The 16,402-nt window shown below is 66.6% G+C and carries 10 protein-coding genes; 5 read left to right on the forward strand and 5 right to left on the reverse strand.

From position 1 onward, the window contains the following. Positions 1-10: 10 nt before the first annotated feature. Entirely contained in the window at positions 11-1,252 is a 1,242-nt protein-coding gene (mshC, locus tag HQ354_RS03025) for a cysteine--1-D-myo-inosityl 2-amino-2-deoxy-alpha-D-glucopyranoside ligase (RefSeq protein ID WP_222634139.1), read from the forward strand. A 55-nt stretch (positions 1,253-1,307) separates the two neighbouring features. On the opposite strand, the gene HQ354_RS03030 is transcribed toward mshC, so the two are convergent. The 5 genes from HQ354_RS03030 to HQ354_RS03050 form a co-directional block, all read right to left on the reverse strand. After that, positions 1,308-5,486, reverse strand: a complete 4,179-nt coding sequence (locus tag HQ354_RS03030) for a TIGR02680 family protein (protein WP_222634140.1) — start codon at positions 5,484-5,486, stop codon at positions 1,308-1,310. Beyond that, entirely contained in the window at positions 5,487-6,866 is a 1,380-nt protein-coding gene (locus HQ354_RS03035; RefSeq protein WP_222634141.1) for a TIGR02678 family protein, read from the reverse strand. After that, positions 6,863-8,356: a TIGR02677 family protein gene (locus tag HQ354_RS03040; RefSeq protein WP_222634231.1), complete on the reverse strand. Its 1,494-nt coding sequence runs from the start codon at positions 8,354-8,356 to the stop codon at positions 6,863-6,865. Before HQ354_RS03040 ends, HQ354_RS03035 begins: the two co-directional genes overlap by 4 nt. Positions 8,357-8,629: 273 nt before the next feature. Next, positions 8,630-9,814: an MFS transporter gene (locus HQ354_RS03045; protein WP_068424155.1), complete on the reverse strand. Its 1,185-nt coding sequence runs from the start codon at positions 9,812-9,814 to the stop codon at positions 8,630-8,632. Then, the gene (locus HQ354_RS03050; RefSeq protein WP_114329706.1) at positions 9,811-10,671 is read right to left on the reverse strand and encodes a PAC2 family protein; all 861 of its coding nucleotides are present in this window, start codon (positions 10,669-10,671) and stop codon (positions 9,811-9,813) included. The genes HQ354_RS03045 and HQ354_RS03050 overlap by 4 nt, the downstream gene beginning before the upstream one ends. Before the next feature lie 235 nt (positions 10,672-10,906). Between HQ354_RS03050 and metH the strand changes: the two genes are divergently transcribed. The 4 genes from metH to hisG are packed head-to-tail and all read left to right on the forward strand — an operon-like array spanning position 10,907 to position 16,386. Continuing rightward, positions 10,907-14,476 carry a methionine synthase gene (gene metH / locus HQ354_RS03055; RefSeq protein ID WP_222634142.1) on the forward strand — a complete coding sequence of 1,190 codons (3,570 nt, stop codon included), beginning with the start codon at positions 10,907-10,909 and terminating at the stop codon, positions 14,474-14,476. Next, entirely contained in the window at positions 14,469-15,149 is a 681-nt protein-coding gene (locus HQ354_RS03060; protein WP_222634143.1) for an HAD family phosphatase, read from the forward strand. Before metH ends, HQ354_RS03060 begins: the two co-directional genes overlap by 8 nt. Before the next feature lie 41 nt (positions 15,150-15,190). After that, on the forward strand, positions 15,191-15,472 hold the full coding sequence (locus HQ354_RS03065) for a phosphoribosyl-ATP diphosphatase (RefSeq protein WP_174551393.1): 282 nt from the start codon (positions 15,191-15,193) through the stop codon (positions 15,470-15,472). A 44-nt stretch (positions 15,473-15,516) separates the two neighbouring features. Next, entirely contained in the window at positions 15,517-16,386 is an 870-nt protein-coding gene (gene hisG / locus HQ354_RS03070) for an ATP phosphoribosyltransferase (RefSeq protein WP_222634144.1), read from the forward strand. Positions 16,387-16,402 lie beyond the last annotated feature (16 nt).

The raw sequence follows: 16,402 nt of genomic DNA on the forward strand, positions 1-16,402 counted from the left end.
GCTCGTCTGCATGCAGTCTTGGTCCGACACAGCCGTTCCGTCGATCCCCGGTCAGGGGCCACCACTTCGGTTGTACGACACCGCGGACCGGCAAGTGCGACCGGTCACTCCGGGTGAGCAGGCGAAGATGTACGTCTGCGGAATCACCCCGTACGACGCGACGCATCTCGGTCACGCCGCAACGTATCTGACGTTCGACGTGGTGAACCGTCTGTGGCGCGACGCCGGACACGACGTGCACTACGTCCAGAACGTCACCGACGTCGACGATCCGCTCTTCGAGCGTGCGGACCGCGACGGTGAGGACTGGCGTGATCTGGGTGCCCGGGAGATCGCGCTGTTCCGCGAGGACATGGAGGCGCTGCGTGTACTGCCTCCTCGTGACTACATCGGTGCGGTCGAGTCGGTCGACGAGGTCGTCGAACTGGTCGAGAAGCTGCTCGCTTCGGGTGCGGCGTACGTCGTCGACGACGAGCAGTACCCGGACGTCTACTTCCGTGCCGACGCGACGCCGGAGTTCGGATACGAGTCCGGTTACGACCGCGCGACCATGGACAAGTTCTTCGCCGAGCGCGGGGGAGACCCCGACCGCGTCGGCAAGCGGGATTCGTTGGATGCGCTGCTGTGGCGTGCCGAGCGCCCCGGTGAGCCGTCGTGGCCGTCGCCGTTCGGTCCCGGTCGACCCGGTTGGCACATCGAGTGTGCGGCGATCGCACTGAACCGCATCGGATCCGGCATCGACGTCCAGGGCGGCGGCAGCGACCTGATCTTCCCGCACCACGAGTTCTCCGCCGCGCACGCCGAGGCGACGTCCGGCGACGGCCGTTTCGCGCGCCACTACGTGCACACCGGCATGATCGGTCTCGACGGCGAGAAGATGTCGAAGAGTCGCGGCAACCTCGTCTTCGTGTCGAAGCTGCGCGCGCAGGACGTGGATCCGGCGGCGATTCGTCTCGGTCTGCTGTCCGGGCACTACCGCCAGGATCGAGCGTGGACCGACGAGGTGTTGGAGCGTGCGCAGGAGCGTCTGGCGCTGTGGCGTCGTGCCGCGGCATTGGAATCCGCCGTCGGCGCCGACGACGTCGTCGCACGACTGCGTCAGCACCTCGCCGACGACCTGGACACCCCCAAGGCGCTCGACGCCCTCGACGCGTGGGCGAGTTTCGCTGTCGCGCAGGGCGGTTCGGACGCGTCGGCACCCGGTCTCTTCGCGGACGCCGTCGATGCGTTGCTCGGTGTGAATCTGCGCTGACCGACGAAGCACCTCGAACCCCGTGCGCTGGGTCGGCGCACGGGGTTCTCGGGCGTCAGCGAGCGAACTCGAGCCCTCCCTCGGCACGCGTCGGAACCCGACGCGTCAGCGGGGAACCCAGTGCCGCAGCGAGATCCGTGCCGTCGTGCTCGGCGAAGAGCTCTCCGTTGTCCCACACCAGAAGGGCGGCGCTGACGGTGTTCTCGGCGGTCGAGTGCGCGAGATCGTAGTGCGCGCAGCCGGGGACATGGGAGTACGTGATCCACAGGTCGTACCCGGTCATGAACAGGTCGAGATCGAATTGAACACTGAGACCGAGCAATTCGCTTCGGCCGTTGTCGTCGACACCGGCGAACGCCTCGTCGAGCGCGAGCAGTCGCGGCGAATGCGGGTCGGCCGACGACAGCATGACGTGGGCAGCGGCGAACAGCGGCAGGTGCAGCGACACCGACTGCTCACCGCCGGACAGTGCACTGTGACGGGCCACCGTCAGACGGTCCTCCGTCCCGTCGCCGCGGATCAGTGAGAACGAGAACACGCGCCAACGTCGATAGTCGAGCGTCGTAGCGAGAATCTCCGGATAGGAACGCTCGGGGTGCGCGGCACGTGCGATCCGAATCTCCGACGCGAAATGGGCACGCATCGTCGCGAGATCGTCCGCATTCAGTGCCGACGCGTCGCGGTCGAGCAGCTTCGAGATCGCCCGGGCGCCGTCGTCGAGATTGTCGGCCAGTACCCAGTGCACGCCGATCGTGTTGCCCGACGACATCTTTCTCTGCTTCATCTCGGTCGACATCTGCGCGATCAGCTCGCGGGCGTCGACGGTCCGTTCGTGGATCTGCTGCGCCAATCCGGTGAGAAGAGCATCCTCGAGGATGCGTCGCTCGTGCTCGGTGAGCAGCAGCTCCTGGTTCGACCGTGCATCGGCGATCCGTTCGGCGAATTCGCCGACCGACGAGTACCCCTGCTCGTCCTGGACGCGGACGACGGTCAAGCCGTCCGGCGCGTCCCACTGCAGTCGGTAGTCCTGGCCGGACCCGGCGAGTTGCGAATCGAACTCCTGTAATGCCCCGGTCAGCGCGGTCCGCGTGCTCTTGCGGTACGAATCGCTCGCCCTCACCGACGAAGTCGCTGCGTCGAGCGCCCGATGCATCCGGTGCACCACCGGTGGCAGAACCTGGATCTCCTCGTCCGGGCCGGAGGCGTGCTGGATGCGGTACAGAATCTGATCGACGGTGAGCCACGCCGAGTCGCTGGCCGGCCACGCGTAGACCTCGTCCACGCCGAGAATCGTGAGCAGATCCTTGCGTGCGTAGGGTGCGAGACGGTTTGCGTCGCCGAGTGTTTCGGTCAGTGCTGCCCGCAAGCTCTCCTGGGCGGTGTTGCACGCGCCCTCGGCCTTGCCGATCGCCTCACCTGCCTCCTTGTCGGCCTTGCGGGCAGCACGCTGTTCCACCTTGCACTTCTCGATACGCTCGCGCGCCTGCTCGAGATCGGCGTCGATCTGGTCGGCGGTGGCACCGAGATTCTCACGCAGAAGCTCGAGACGCTGTACCTGCTGGTGATGGTTCTCCTCGGCGATCGCCGCTTCCTCGGCGAGTTCCTCGGCGAGACCCGTTGCTTCTTCCAGACGGTTCTGCGCTTCCCGCTGGCGTTCCGCTTCGCGCACGTTGTCGCCGCGGCGGCGCAGGACGAGCGCACCTTGGTTCTCGAAATGCCGAATCGCCGCGGCGAGCGAGTCCACGTCCCGAGCGGTGTGCGGGGTGCGGTGCGCGACGGCGGTGGTTCGCAGATGCTTCTCGCGGGCGGACAGTTCGGCGATCGCCTGGTCGAGTTCGCGGTCGGCCGCCGTCGACGCACCCTGCGACGTGCGCAGCGCACCGGCAGCCTCGGTGACGGACTTCTGCGCCTTGGCGATGGCCGCCACTCTCGGCAGCTTCTTGGCGGCCGTGGCCAAGTCTCGGAGGAGTTCACCGGCCGCGCGCTCGGTGTCCTGGGCGGCGGTCAGCGCGGCCTCGGTGGACACGATCGACCCGTCGAGCTCGGCGATACGAGCGGCGCGACGCCGTGCGCGTGCCGTGGCTCCGATGTACTCCGCGTCGCTCTTGACGTGACGGCCCTGCTGTACGCCCTGCCAGAACCGGCCGTCGACGCCGACGGACACCGCCGAGTTCTCGGGCGCGCCGTCGCGGCGGAGGGCGACCGACTCCAGAATCGCGCGGACCACCCCTTCGGGAACATCCGTATTCGGCTCCACCTCGAGAACGTCCGCCAGCGTCGAACCACGCGGGCGATCGGTCTCGGGTATCGCGACCAGGAACTGGTCGGATTCGAGCGACGTCGGCGCGTCCGACGCCGAGACCCACCCGTCGAGCAGGTTCGCCGCCTGCAGCGCCGCTTCCACGCCCGCCGCATCGGCTGGGTCGACCCCGTCGGCGAACCGGACGAGTTGCCACAGCGGCGCGCCGACGAGCCCGTCGCGCGAGCTGATGCGGGCCGCGAACGGCGGGGGAGCGTCGTCGTGCTCCGCGCTGATCGTGTCGCGCTCGGATCGCATGGACGCCAGTTCCTCCGACAGCGCTGTGGCTGTCATCGACGCCTGCGCCCGTCGTGCACGCACCGACTCCAGACCGTCCGCCGACGCGTCGGAGAGCACGGCGTCGAGGCTCGGTGCGTCGTCGTCGCCGATGTGCGGCACGGCGGCGTCGAGCTGTTCGAACGCCGTGACACCGATGTCGGCCGACGCGTACAGCGTCGAGTGCTCCGACCACCACGAGCGAAGTCCCGACGCGAACTGGGCCCGTGCCAGTTCGACGGCGGCTTCGGCCTCGGTGACGGCAGCGCGCGCCGCGTCGAGAAGTTCGCGTGCACGAGCACTGCTCTTGTCGGCCCGTGCCCGTTCGGTCGCCGCCTTCTCGACGGTACTCAGCGCCTCGCGCACAGCGCGGACGTCGCCGTCACGTTCCTCGGCGTGGCCACGAAGTGCGGTGGTGAACTGGTCGCTACGCGAACCCGACGGCAACGGCGTCCACACGATGCCCGCGTCTTCGGCTGCCGCCTGAAGGTCGTCCTCCGCCCGACCGAGTGCTGCGACGGAGTCGCGCAGCGCGGTCTCTGCTCGGGTCGCGTCCGCGGACCGTTTCTCGAGTTCGGCCTGGGCGCCTCGTGCACGATCGGTCTGGGTCTTCGCGGACACGGCGAGCTTCTCGGCGGACTCGGCGAGATCGTCCAGCTGCTGTTTGCCCTCGTAGGCGCTCGAGCGCTGCAACGTCTCGCGGTCGGCGACAGCCTGGTCCAGTGCACGCTCGGCGTCGTCGAACCGCTTCTCGGCCGCTTCGCGTTCGCCGAGGCGTCGTTCCTTCAGCGCTGCGGCAGCGAAGTGCGCCGTCGTTGCGTGCGTGACGGCTTCGAGGCGGCGCGTCACCGTCTCGATGTCCGAACGTGCCTGCACACGAAGGTATTTGGAGTAGACGGAGACGAAGCTCTTCGCGGCTTGATCGGCTTGGGCGAGCCCTTCGAGGGCGCGGCCGACCTCTTCCATGTCACTGAACGATCGTGCGGCTTCGAGAACGAGTTGTTCGTCGAGCGGACGCAGACCGTCGGTCAGCGCTTGCGACAGGCCCTTCGGGTCGAGATTCTTCGCGAGCTGTGGCCGACGCAGCGTAAGGATCAGGTTGATCAGCTGGTCGTAGCGCTGCGCACCGAGTCCGAACATGCGGGCGTCGATCGCAGCGCGGTAGTCCACCGGGCGATCGGTCAGCGCATCGGTGCCCAGCTGCTCGGCGAGCTGCTTCTTGGTCAGCGGGCGATCGTCGGAACCGATCAGCGAGAAGTCGACGCCCACACGGCCGTCCGCGACGAAGTACCACCGCGTGACCTTGTCGTTCGACTTGGTGGCGCGCATGCCGATGCCGACGGTCACCGACTCGGGATCGTCCGTCGAACCGCGCCCGAACTCCATCCAGACGTATGAGTGCGCACTCTCCTGTCCGCGGTACAGGAGGTTGGACTTCATCGTGCGTTCCTCACCGGCGAACGGATTCAGCCTGCGCGGTTCGATACGTCCGTCGAGCACGAAGGGGAAGAGCACCTCGAGTGCCTTGGTCTTACCCGAACCGTTCGGTCCGCGCAACACCAGTCGCCCGTCGGCGAAGGAGAACTCCTGGTCGCGGTAGTCCCACAGGTTGATGATGCCCGCGCGGGTGGGGCGGAAGCGCTGTGTGTGTGCTGTCATCTAGTGCGCCTCGGTTTCTGCTGAGTTCGAGTTGTCGAAGAGGGAGTCCTGGGGCGTGCGCTCGCGCACGTTCACCATGACGTCGCGGTAGCGGGCGATCGCGGGGAGCACGAGCACTCCGCCGGACACGCTGCGCACCAAGCGAAGTCGGTCGAGCATCGCGATCGCGCGTTCGCGCAGTCCATCGGGGTCCGCCTGCCATTGCGCGGCGAACGTCTTCCCGAAGCGTTCGATCAGGTCGGCGACAACGCGTGCGAGCCAGCTGTTCTCGAGGAACGGGTAGGTCGCGGCCTCCGTGTCGTCCTTCGAAGCCAGTGTTGCGGAACCGAACTCGGCCAGATCGTCGAAGACGCCGCCACCGGGGATCGCGGCGTCGAGGCGGTCGATCAGATCCGAGTCGTCCGGCATCGTGTGCGTGGCCAACTCGTCGGCGTCCGGATCGACGACCCGATCCGACATCTCGCCCGCAAGCAGCAATGCGACCTGGGCGATGGTGCCGGTACTCGGAAAACGTATGTCCGACAACCGTCCTGACGTGTCGATCAGTGCGACGCCCTCGGCGCGCCGTTCGGACACCAACCCGGTGAGCAATTCGACGTCGGCGACGGTCCGGTCGGCTGCGAGCGCCGAACGCTCGTCACGATCCAGGTCGTCGAAATAGACGACGGGCCGTTCCACCAGCAACCGTCGCACCTGTCGAATGGTCTCCTTCGGATCGGAGCGGACCGGGGTGTCGTCGTCCTCCATCGTGACGACGTCCGACCCCGCCAGCAGGCCGGTGACCGATCGGAGGTGCTGAATCGCACGCGGGGGCCGGAACATGGCGACGACGACGGACCGCTCGATGTCGTAGAGCGCCTCACCGGATGCAGGGTTGTTCGCCCAACCGCCTGCATCGCCGTCTGCGAGCGAGATTGCGCCGCGAGTACCGAGCCAGCCCACGGCGTCGACGAACGCATCGCGGTCCGAGGCGCGGTCGGTTGCCAGTTCGACGCCGTCGACCTGAGCTGCTTCTCCGGCAACGTGATCGGCCAATTCGGACAACGTGATCTGGTTTCCCGCTCGACCGAGAGCTGCCAGCGCCAGCGCCAGGTACGCGTACCGTCGCCGATCGAACACCCGATCCGACGCCGTGCGCGCCGGCTGAGTCGGGTCGAGCGCGTCGAGCACGGGAAACAGCCGGGCGGTGGTTTCGGTGACCTCGAGTCGATACCCGAAGAGTTCGAGCAGGTCCTCGCGCAGTTCGGTCGCCCAGCGTCGGAGCAGAGGGAGGGCGATCCGGTCGGGAAAGGTCGTCGTCACGAGATGGTTGGCGAGCGCTACCCGCGCTGCACGCTGATAGGAATCGAGTGCGAGAGTGGGGATGTCGCGTGCCCTCATCGACGCGTCACCTCTGCGACGTCGAGCGTGAGTCGGTCGAGATGCAGTCTGCCCCTTGCTGTTCGGACGACAGTGGACGTCGGGCTGTCGCTCAGCGTCAGCTTGACGCCGCTGTCGGACCCCGTGGATCCCGACGTTCGACCGCTGACCTTCACGCGTGCGGTCAGGGCGGCATTGAGCAAGCTCAACAAGACCTCGGTTTCCTCCTCGTCGAGGGTGCGTTCGAAGACACCTGCCGTCGCCAGCGACTGCGCCGCGACGCTGCGTGAGCGCTGGGCTTCCAACTGGCGCTCGCGGAGGCGTCGAATACTGCCGTCGTTGCGTTGCAACCGGCCGGGGACACCGGGCGACGGCGTCCTGCCGGTTTCGGCGAGCGTCCGGGAGATCTCGACGGGGGGAGCATCCCACCAGCTTCGCGACGTCGGGATGATGTCCGCATCGGGATGCACCATCGACAGGTGTCGGGGGCGTCCGAGCCCGAACACCGCATGGAACAGCGCGTGCGCGCTGTCCTCGGTCGGACTGTTGGCGAACCACCCGGCAAGGTGACGTAGCTGGCTCTCGCGGCTGACGCCGCCCTTCCGCGTCTCGGTGACGCGGCGCAGAAGCGACAGAACTGCCGCGATGGCGCTCATCGTGCCTTCGCGCAGTCGTTCGGATTCGCTGAGCTGGGATTCCGCCGCGACGAACCAGTGCGACAGGCCGGACCACCGGGCACGCCAGTCGGCGCGGCGTTCGTCGACCGTCAGGAACACTCGCTCGTCGCTGACCGCAGCACGGTCGATCAACGCGTCGATGCCGGTGGCCTCGACGACGCCGATCGCCTCGGCCAACTTGGGCGCGTAGCGCGTCAGGTCCGAGCTGAACTCACGCATGTGCGTCAGCAGCGCGTCCTTGTGCACGAGAAACGACTCGGGAGTGATCTCGGTGGTGCGCACCAGGTCACCGAGCACGAGGTAGAAGTGGGCGGCACGCGTCGCCATCTCCGACAGAGTCGAGTCGAGCCGCGACAGTTTGCGGTAGATCAGGTCGCCGTCGGCCTGACGGTTCGCGTCGGCGAGTTCGTGCATGTCGGCCAGGAGTTCGGGGAGCACGAGCCGCGAGAGCGACGCGTCGTCCAGGCGGGCGCCCAGCACGTCCTCGACGGCACGGAACGCCTTGTAGCCGGCCTGACTGAACTGATAGACGAAGTGGCGGTTGCGGTACTCGGCGAGCGTCGCGGCGCGTGAGCCGTCGTAGCTGCGTTCGAGGAGCTCCCAGGAATGCAGCTGTTCGAGCAACGGCCCGATTTCCGACGCGCGCAGCTGCGCATCGTCCGGCGCATTCCTGGCCAGGGTGTCGGCGATGTCGGCGGCGTGCAGGAGAACGACGTAGTTGGCACGGGCGATGTCGAACGCGCGCAGCACCCAGAGGTACTCGTGCCGCTTCTCTGCCACGGTGAACGCGAACAGTTTGAGGCGATCTTCCTGCAGAAACGTCGCCGCGCCCATCGCACGTGCGTTGTCGTCACCCGAATCGCTCACTGGAACAGGGTAGGGGGTGCGCGTGTGGGAGCGAAAACACGTGACGTTCGTTCTCGTGCAATCAGCTGCCGAGGCGACTCCCACCCGTCGACGGATTCGCGGGAATTTCGCAGCGGACGTCATGTCCGCGCAGGTTGCAGCAGCTGCGCGGGTTGCAACGTGCGCGCTGGCTGGAACCTGCGCGGACAAGCGAGACGTCCGATCGCTCCTTCCCGCGCAGGTAGCTGGCCGGGCGTCGACTCAGGAAGAACTCACAGCCGGCGTGGACCCCCTGTCAGGGGGCGCGGCCCGTGGCATCGCAATCGGCGCCACCACCGCGAGAAGAAGTGCGGGGACCAGGAATCCGGCTGCAGGGTGTACGAGGTAGAGCGGCGTCAGTGCGAGTGGCGCGAGGGCGGCGCCCGAGAAGCGGAAGGCCTGAACCACCGATACCGCGCCGCCCCGATTCGCCCCACCGCCGAGTACTGCGGCGTTCACGCCGACGAGCACGAATTGCGATGCCACGCCCGCCAGTGCCCACGCGACTCCGACGGCCCACAGCGCCGGAGCTGTTCCGGCTACGGCGACGAGAGCAGCACCCGCGACAGCGCCGATGACGACGGTTCGGCCCGAGCCGAGACGGTCGATCAACCGACCGACCGCCCGCGCCGTCAGGATGCCGGTCAGCCCGAAGACGGTGAGCAGCACACCGCGCTGGGGCGCATTCAAGCCGAACACGTCCTCGGCGCGATACGCGAGCATGAAGTTCAGCCCACCCAGCGCGCCCCACCCGAGCAGCGCGACCAACCCGATACGCACCACATGCGGGCGCAGTGCGTCGCGGAGCCGTTCGCGCGGCGCTGCCGACGTCGCGTCATCCGTGCGCGGCAGGCCGACGAGACCGAGAACCGCCGACACCACCGCCAGCACGACGAACGCGTAGCGCCAGTCGAACTGTGCAGCCACCCCACCGACGAGCGGCGCACTCGTCTGCCCTGCCGCCTGCAGCGCGCCGAACGTCCCGAGAACTCGGCCGAGACGTTCACGAGGGGTCGCCGCCGCGAGGGTTGCGAGCAGCAGAGGCGTCGTGAACGCGTTTCCGCATCCCTGCACCACTCGCGCCGCGAGCAGAATCTGGAGCGTCGGCGCCAGCGCGCAGACGATGGACGCGAGTGTGTACACGCCGTAGGCGATCCGGACCGTGCGCAGGCGTCCCCACCTGGCGCCGAGCGTGCCCGACACGAGCATCGTCAGCGCGAACGGCAGCAGATACGCCGTCAACGACGACGACGCGGACCCGGTGGAGACACCGAGCGAGTCACCCATCTCGGGAAGCATCGACGCGACCAGTGCGCCGCCGAACGGGCCGAGAAAGCCTCCCGAGTACAGCGCAGCGACGCGAAGACGTTCGGATCGAGGTCTGTCCTGGGGTCGAGTACCCGTCACAGACCGAAGCTGCCGGGACCCCGCCGACGGAGATAGCGTTCGAACTCGGCGGCGATGGCGTCACCGTCGATCTTGGAGATGGCGTCGGTGATGTCGACCTCGGCGTCGCCGCGCTCCTCAAGGCTGCGGACGTACTCGCTGATCTCCTCGTCCTCCTTCGTCATCTCGGTGACGGCTTCCTCCCAATCCTCTGCCTGGGTGGGGAGCTCGCCGAGCGGCACCTCGATGTCGAGTACTTCCTCGACACGCTGGAGCAACGCAACCGTTGCCTTCGGGTTGGGCGGCTGCGAGACGTAGTGGGGAACCGCGGCCCAGAACGACACGGCGGGTACGCCTGCCTTGACGCACTCGTCCTGCAGAACTCCGGTGATGCCGGTCGGACCTTCGTAGCGGGTCTGTTCGAGATTGAACCGTTCGGCCGCCTCCACGCTGTGCGCGCTTCCGGTGACGGGAACAGGGCGGGTGTGCGGCGTGTCGGCCAGGAGCGCGCCGAGGATGACGACGGTGTCGACGCCGAGCTGCTCGATGAACTCCAACAGGTCGTCGCAGAAGCTACGCCACCGCATGTTCGGCTCGATACCGCGCAGCAGAACGATGTCGCGGGCGCTTCCGGGGGGAGAACACACCGACAGACGCGTCGACGGCCACTGGATCTCGCGGGTGACGCCGTCGACCTGCCTGATGGTCGGTCGGTTGACCTGGTAGTCGTAGTAATCCTCGGAGTCGAGCTCCGCGAGCGGACTCGCGTCCCAGATCAGTTCCAGGTGTTCGACGGCACCGCTCGCGGCGTCGCCCGCGTCGTTCCAGCCTTCGAACGCAGCCACCAGAATCGGGTCGCGCAGCGTCGGCAGCGGCATCTCGTCGTCGTCGACGAGCTCGGAAACCGGCGAAAACGGTGTTGCGTTCGACACAGCGGTGGAGACCGCATCCAGTAGCGTTTCGGCTGCGCTGTCCGATTTGTCGCGCTCTGCGTCGATGTTGTCGTCGTTGTCGGCGGGAAAGTTGCCGTCGCGGTTTCGGGGACTCACCACGACAGACTACGACCAGGCAGCGCTGTCGTGGCCGCGGCGCCTTGCCCTCTACTCTGTAGGGATGCCTGCGCTACATAGAACCGGCCTGCTGGATGCGATTCGTTCTCGCGTTGTGATCGGCGACGGCGCTATGGGAACGATGTTGCAGGACGCGAATCTGACGCTCGACGATTTCCTGGGTCTCGAAGGCTGCAACGAGATCCTGAACGAGACCCGCCCGGACGTGTTGCGCGAAATCCACCGGGCGTACTTCGCGGCAGGTGCCGACGCGGTGGAGACCAACACGTTCGGCTGCAATCTGCCGAACCTCGCCGACTACGACATCGCCGACCGCATCCGCGACCTCGCCGAGAAGGGCACCCGTCTCGCCCGTGAGACCGCCGACGAGATGGGCAAGGGACGCGACGGCATGGACCGGTTCGTCCTCGGATCCATGGGTCCGGGCACGAAGCTGCCCACCCTGGGTCACGCGCCGTTCGCCTCGCTCCGCGACGCGTACACCGAGGCAGCGCTCGGCATGATCGACGGAGGCGCCGACGCGATCCTGGTGGAGACCTGCCAGGATCTGCTCCAGGTCAAGGCGGCCATCATCGGCAGCCAGAACGCGATGGACAAGCTCGGCGTCCGTATCCCGATCATCACCCACGTCACGGTCGAGACCACCGGAGCGATGCTGGTCGGCAGCGAGATCGGCGCAGCGTTGACCGCGTTGGAGCCGCTCGGCATCGACATGATCGGTCTCAACTGTGCGACGGGTCCCGCCGAGATGAGCGAGCACCTGCGTCACCTGTCGAAGCACTCGACGCTTCCCGTGTCGGTCATGCCGAACGCCGGCCTGCCGACGCTGGGCGCGAACGGCGCCGAATACCCGCTGACGGCACCTGAGCTGGCGACGGCTCTCGGTTCGTTCGTCAGCGAGTACGGCCTGTCGCTCGTCGGCGGCTGCTGCGGTACGACGCCCGAGCACATTCGTCAGGTCGCAGACCTCGTGCACGGTGTGACCAAGGCCGACCGCGTGCCCGCCCCGGAGCCCGGTGTGTCGTCGCTGTACACGGCCGTTCCGTTCGAACAGGACGCCAGCATCCTGATGATCGGCGAGCGCACCAACTCCAACGGATCCAAGGCCTTCCGTGAGGCGATGATCGCCGAGGACTACGAGAAGTGCCTCGACATCGCCAAGGATCAGACCCGCGACGGCGCCCACATGCTCGACCTCAACGTCGACTACGTCGGCCGCGACGGCGCCGCCGACATGGCCGCGCTCGCGTCACGTCTCGCGACGGCGTCCACGCTGCCGATCATGCTCGACTCGACCGAGCCTGCGGTGCTGCAGGCAGGCTTGGAGCACCTGGGCGGGCGCAGCGCGGTCAACTCGGTGAACTACGAGGACGGAGACGGTCCCGACTCCCGCTTTCACAAGATCATGACGCTGGTGAAGGAACACGGTGCCGCGGTCGTTGCGCTGACCATCGACGAGGAGGGTCAGGCTCGTACTGCCGAGTGGAAGGTGCGCGTCGCCGACCGACTGATCGAGGACATCACGACCAACTGGGGTCTGAGCCACGAGGACATCATCGTCGACACGCTGACGTTCCCCATCTCGACCGGCCAGGAGGAGGTCCGACGCGACGGCATCGAGACCATCGAAGCCATCCGGCAACTCAAGGCGAAGTATCCGAACGTGCACACGACGCTGGGTCTGTCGAACATCTCGTTCGGCCTGAATCCCGCTGCACGGCAGGTGCTCAACTCGGTCTTCCTGCACGAGTGCACCGAAGCGGGCCTCGACACGGCCATCGTGCACGCGTCGAAGATTCTGCCCATGAACAAGATTCCGGACGAGCAACGCGAGACGGCTCTCGATCTCGTGTACGACCGGCGCACCGACGACTACGACCCGCTGCAGAAGCTCATGCAGCTGTTCGAGGGAGTGTCGGCCGCATCCGCCCGCGAGTCTCGCGCCGAGGAATTGGCGCGCCTGCCGTTGTTCGAGCGACTCGAACGTCGCATCGTCGATGGCGAGCGCAACGGTCTCGACGCGGATCTCGATGCTGCGATGACCGAGAAGCCGCCGCTCGAGATCATCAACGAGACCCTCCTGTCCGGAATGAAGACCGTCGGCGAACTGTTCGGCTCCGGTCAGATGCAGCTGCCGTTCGTGCTCGCGTCGGCCGAGGTCATGAAAGCTGCGGTGGCGTATCTCGAACCGCACATGGAGGCGACGGACGACGACGGCAAGGGGCGCATCGTGCTCGGTACCGTCAAGGGCGACGTGCACGACATCGGCAAGAACCTCGTCGACATCATTTTGAGCAACAACGGCTACGAGGTCGTCAATCTCGGTATCAAGCAGCCGATTTCGACCATCCTCGAAGCTGCGCTCGACAAGCGTGCCGACGTCATCGGCATGTCCGGTCTGCTCGTGAAGTCGACGGTCGTCATGAAGGACAACCTGATCGAACTCAACAACAAGGGAGTCGCCGAGAAGTTCCCGGTGCTGCTGGGCGGCGCGGCACTGACGCGGTCCTACGTGGAGAACGATCTTCAGGACGTGTACGAGGGCGAGGTCCACTACGCACGCGATGCGTTCGAGGGTCTGCGCCTGATGGACACCATCATGACCACGAAGCGTGGTGGAGGCCCTGCGCCCGACAGCCCGGAAGCGTTGGAGGCCAAGGCGAAAGCCGAGGAGCGCAAGGCGCGCCACGAGCGTTCGCGTCGAATCGCCGAGCAGCGAAAGGCGGCCGAGACTCCCGTCGTCGTGCCGGATCGTTCCGACGTTGCGGCCGACATCGAGGTGCCGGTGCCGCCGTTCTGGGGCACGCGCATCGTCAAGGGTGTCTCGCTGACCGAGTACGCCGGTCTACTCGACGAGCGGGCACTGTTCCTCGGCCAGTGGGGTCTGCGGGGCGCACGCAAGGGTGAGGGCGCGACGTACGAGGATCTCGTCGAGTCGGAAGGTAAACCGCGCCTGCGCTACTGGCTCGACCGCCTCAGCACCGACGGCATCCTGGCGCACGCGGCGCTCGTGTACGGGTACTTCCCAGCGGTTTCCGAGGGCGACGACGTCGTCGTGCTCACCGAACCCGAGCCCGACGCACCGGAGCGATTCCGCTTCTCGTTCCCCCGCCAGCAGCGTGACCGGTTCCTGTGTGTCGCCGATTTCGTCCGTTCGCGCGAATCGGCGCGCGAGCGAGGGCAGGTCGACGTGCTTCCGATGAACCTCGTGACGATGGGCCAGCCGATCGCGGACTTTGCGAATCAGCTGTTCGCGTCGGATTCGTACCGGGATTACCTCGAAGTGCACGGCATCGGAGTACAACTCACCGAAGCGCTCGCCGAGTACTGGCACCGCCGCGTCCGCGAGGAGTTGAAGTTGGCAGGCGGGACCAGTGTCGCGGCCGACGACCCGACGAACCCGGAAGGGTTCTTCAAGCTCGAATACCGTGGCGCGCGTTACTCGTTCGGCTACGGCGCGTGCCCCGACCTGGAGGATCGCATCAAGCTGGCGGCTCTGCTCGAACCGGAGCGAATCGGCGTCAAGCTGTCCGAAGAGCTGCAGCTGCATCCCGAACAATCGACCGACGCATTCGTGCTTCACCACCCGGAGGCCAAGTACTTCAATGTCTGAGAACACTCTGCTCGCTGTTCTGTGGGACATGGACGGCACACTGCTCGACTCGGAGAAGATCTGGGACGTCGCGGTGGCCGAGCTGTCGCTCGAGCTGGGCCGTGAGCTGACGGCCGAGGTCCGTGAGAGCACCCTCGGCAACTCGATGCGCGGCGCGCTGACGAAGGTGTTCGCGCATACCGGCACCGAGGTCACCGACGAATCGTTGAAGCGCGGACGCGACTGGCTGACCGACCGCGTCGGAACTCTGTTCGCAGAAGGCATCCCGTGGCGACCGGGTGCCAAGGATGCGCTGCAGCTGGCCCGCGACATGGACCTGAAGACCGCGCTCGTCACCAACACCGAACGCGGCCTCGTCGAGAACGCGTTGGAGACGATCGGTCGCGAATACTTCGACTTCACCGTGAGCGGAGACGAAGTCGAGGAAGGTAAGCCGCACCCTGCGCCGTACCTTCGCGGGGCGTCGCTGCTGGGTCTCGAACCGTCGTCGTGTCTGGCAGTGGAGGATTCGCCGACGGGATCGCTCTCGGCGCATCGGGCAGGCTGTTCGGTGCTGCTCGTGCCGTCCGAGGTGTCGGTGGACGCGCGGCCGGGTTACGTCGTCCGCGAGTCGTTGGTGGGACTCACCGCTGAAGGATTTCGGTCGGCGTGGCGCGACGCACGACCGGCGTGAACAGTGATGAGAGGCGTCGGCCGCGTCACGAATCCAGCGTCATGAAAGAATCATCCACCGTGAAGACCTTCGACTCACTGTTCGCCGAGCTCACCGACCGTGCCGCCACCCGTCCCGAGGGTTCCGGCACCGTGGCCGCGTTGGATGCAGGTGTGCACGCTCAAGGGAAGAAGATCATCGAGGAAGCGGGCGAGGTCTGGATCGCCGCCGAACACGAGGGCGACGACGCGCTGGCCGAGGAGATCTCCCAGCTGCTGTACTGGGTTCAGGTGTTGATGGTGGGTCGCGGGCTGAAGCTGGAGGATGTCTACCGACATCTGTGAGCAGGTTCTCCTCCATCGGACTTCTCTCACATAAGGACATCGTCATGTTGCGCGTAGCAGTTCCCAACAAGGGTGCTCTCTCCGAATCCGCCGCAGAGATTCTCAAGGAAGCCGGCTACCGGCGTCGAAGCGACTCCAAGGACCTCACCGTCCTCGACCCCGCCAACGGCGTCGAATTCTTCTTTCTCCGCCCCAAGGACATCGCGATCTACGTCGGTTCCGGCCAGCTCGACCTGGGCATCACCGGCCGCGATCTCGCGCTCGACTCGGGAGCTCCCGTCGACGAACTTCTGTCTCTCGGATTCGGGCGTTCGACCTTCCGTTACGCCGGACCACAGGGCAAGGACTGGTCCACCGACGACCTCGCCGGCCTCCGCATCGCGACGTCGTACCCCAATCTGGTGAAGGCCGACCTCGCAGCGCGTGGAATGGAGGCGACGGTCATCCGGCTCGACGGTGCCGTCGAGATCTCCATTCAACTGGGTGTCGCCGACGCGATTGCCGACGTCGTCGAATCCGGTCGCTCGCTGCGGCAGAACAATCTCGTCGCATTCGGTGAGTCGTTGTGCGATTCCGAGGGTGTGCTGATCGAACGAGCAGGCAGCGACGGAACGGACGGCAGCGACAGCAGCGACCGAACTCGGAAGCAGCTGATCGCCCGCATTCAAGGTGTCGTGTTCGCGCAGCAGTACCTGATGTTGGATTACGACTGCCCGAAGGCCATTCTCGACGAGGCAGTGAAGATCACGCCGGGAATCGAATCGCCGACGTTGTCGCCGATGGCCGACGAGAACTGGATTGCGGTGCGGGCCATGGTCTCTCGCAAGGCCCACAATTCCGTCATGGACGATCTCGCCGAGCTCGGCGCGAAAGCGATTCTGGCGTCGGACATCAGGTCCTGTCGAGCGTTCTGATCACCGGAACGTCGAT

This window comes from Rhodococcus sp. BP-261, assembly GCF_019835205.1.
In the GTDB taxonomy this organism is placed as follows: Bacteria; Actinomycetota; Actinomycetes; order Mycobacteriales; family Mycobacteriaceae; genus Rhodococcoides; species Rhodococcoides kyotonensis_B.

Excerpts from the sequence above, each read along its gene's own strand:
- HQ354_RS03035 (WP_222634141.1), bottom strand. The coding sequence starts at position 6,866 with ATGAGGGCACGCGACATCCCCACTCTCGCACTCGATTCCTATCAGCGT.
- mshC (WP_222634139.1), top strand. The coding sequence starts at position 11 with ATGCAGTCTTGGTCCGACACAGCCGTTCCGTCGATCCCCGGTCAGGGG.
- HQ354_RS03060 (WP_222634143.1), top strand. The coding sequence starts at position 14,469 with ATGTCTGAGAACACTCTGCTCGCTGTTCTGTGGGACATGGACGGCACA.
- metH (WP_222634142.1), top strand. The coding sequence starts at position 10,907 with ATGCCTGCGCTACATAGAACCGGCCTGCTGGATGCGATTCGTTCTCGC.
- HQ354_RS03050 (WP_114329706.1), bottom strand. The coding sequence starts at position 10,671 with ATGCCGCTGCCGACGCTGCGCGACCCGATTCTGGTGGCTGCGTTCGAA.
- HQ354_RS03040 (WP_222634231.1), bottom strand. The coding sequence starts at position 8,356 with ATGGGCGCGGCGACGTTTCTGCAGGAAGATCGCCTCAAACTGTTCGCG.
- HQ354_RS03065 (WP_174551393.1), top strand. The coding sequence starts at position 15,191 with ATGAAAGAATCATCCACCGTGAAGACCTTCGACTCACTGTTCGCCGAG.
- HQ354_RS03030 (WP_222634140.1), bottom strand. The coding sequence starts at position 5,486 with ATGACAGCACACACACAGCGCTTCCGCCCCACCCGCGCGGGCATCATC.
- hisG (WP_222634144.1), top strand. The coding sequence starts at position 15,517 with ATGTTGCGCGTAGCAGTTCCCAACAAGGGTGCTCTCTCCGAATCCGCC.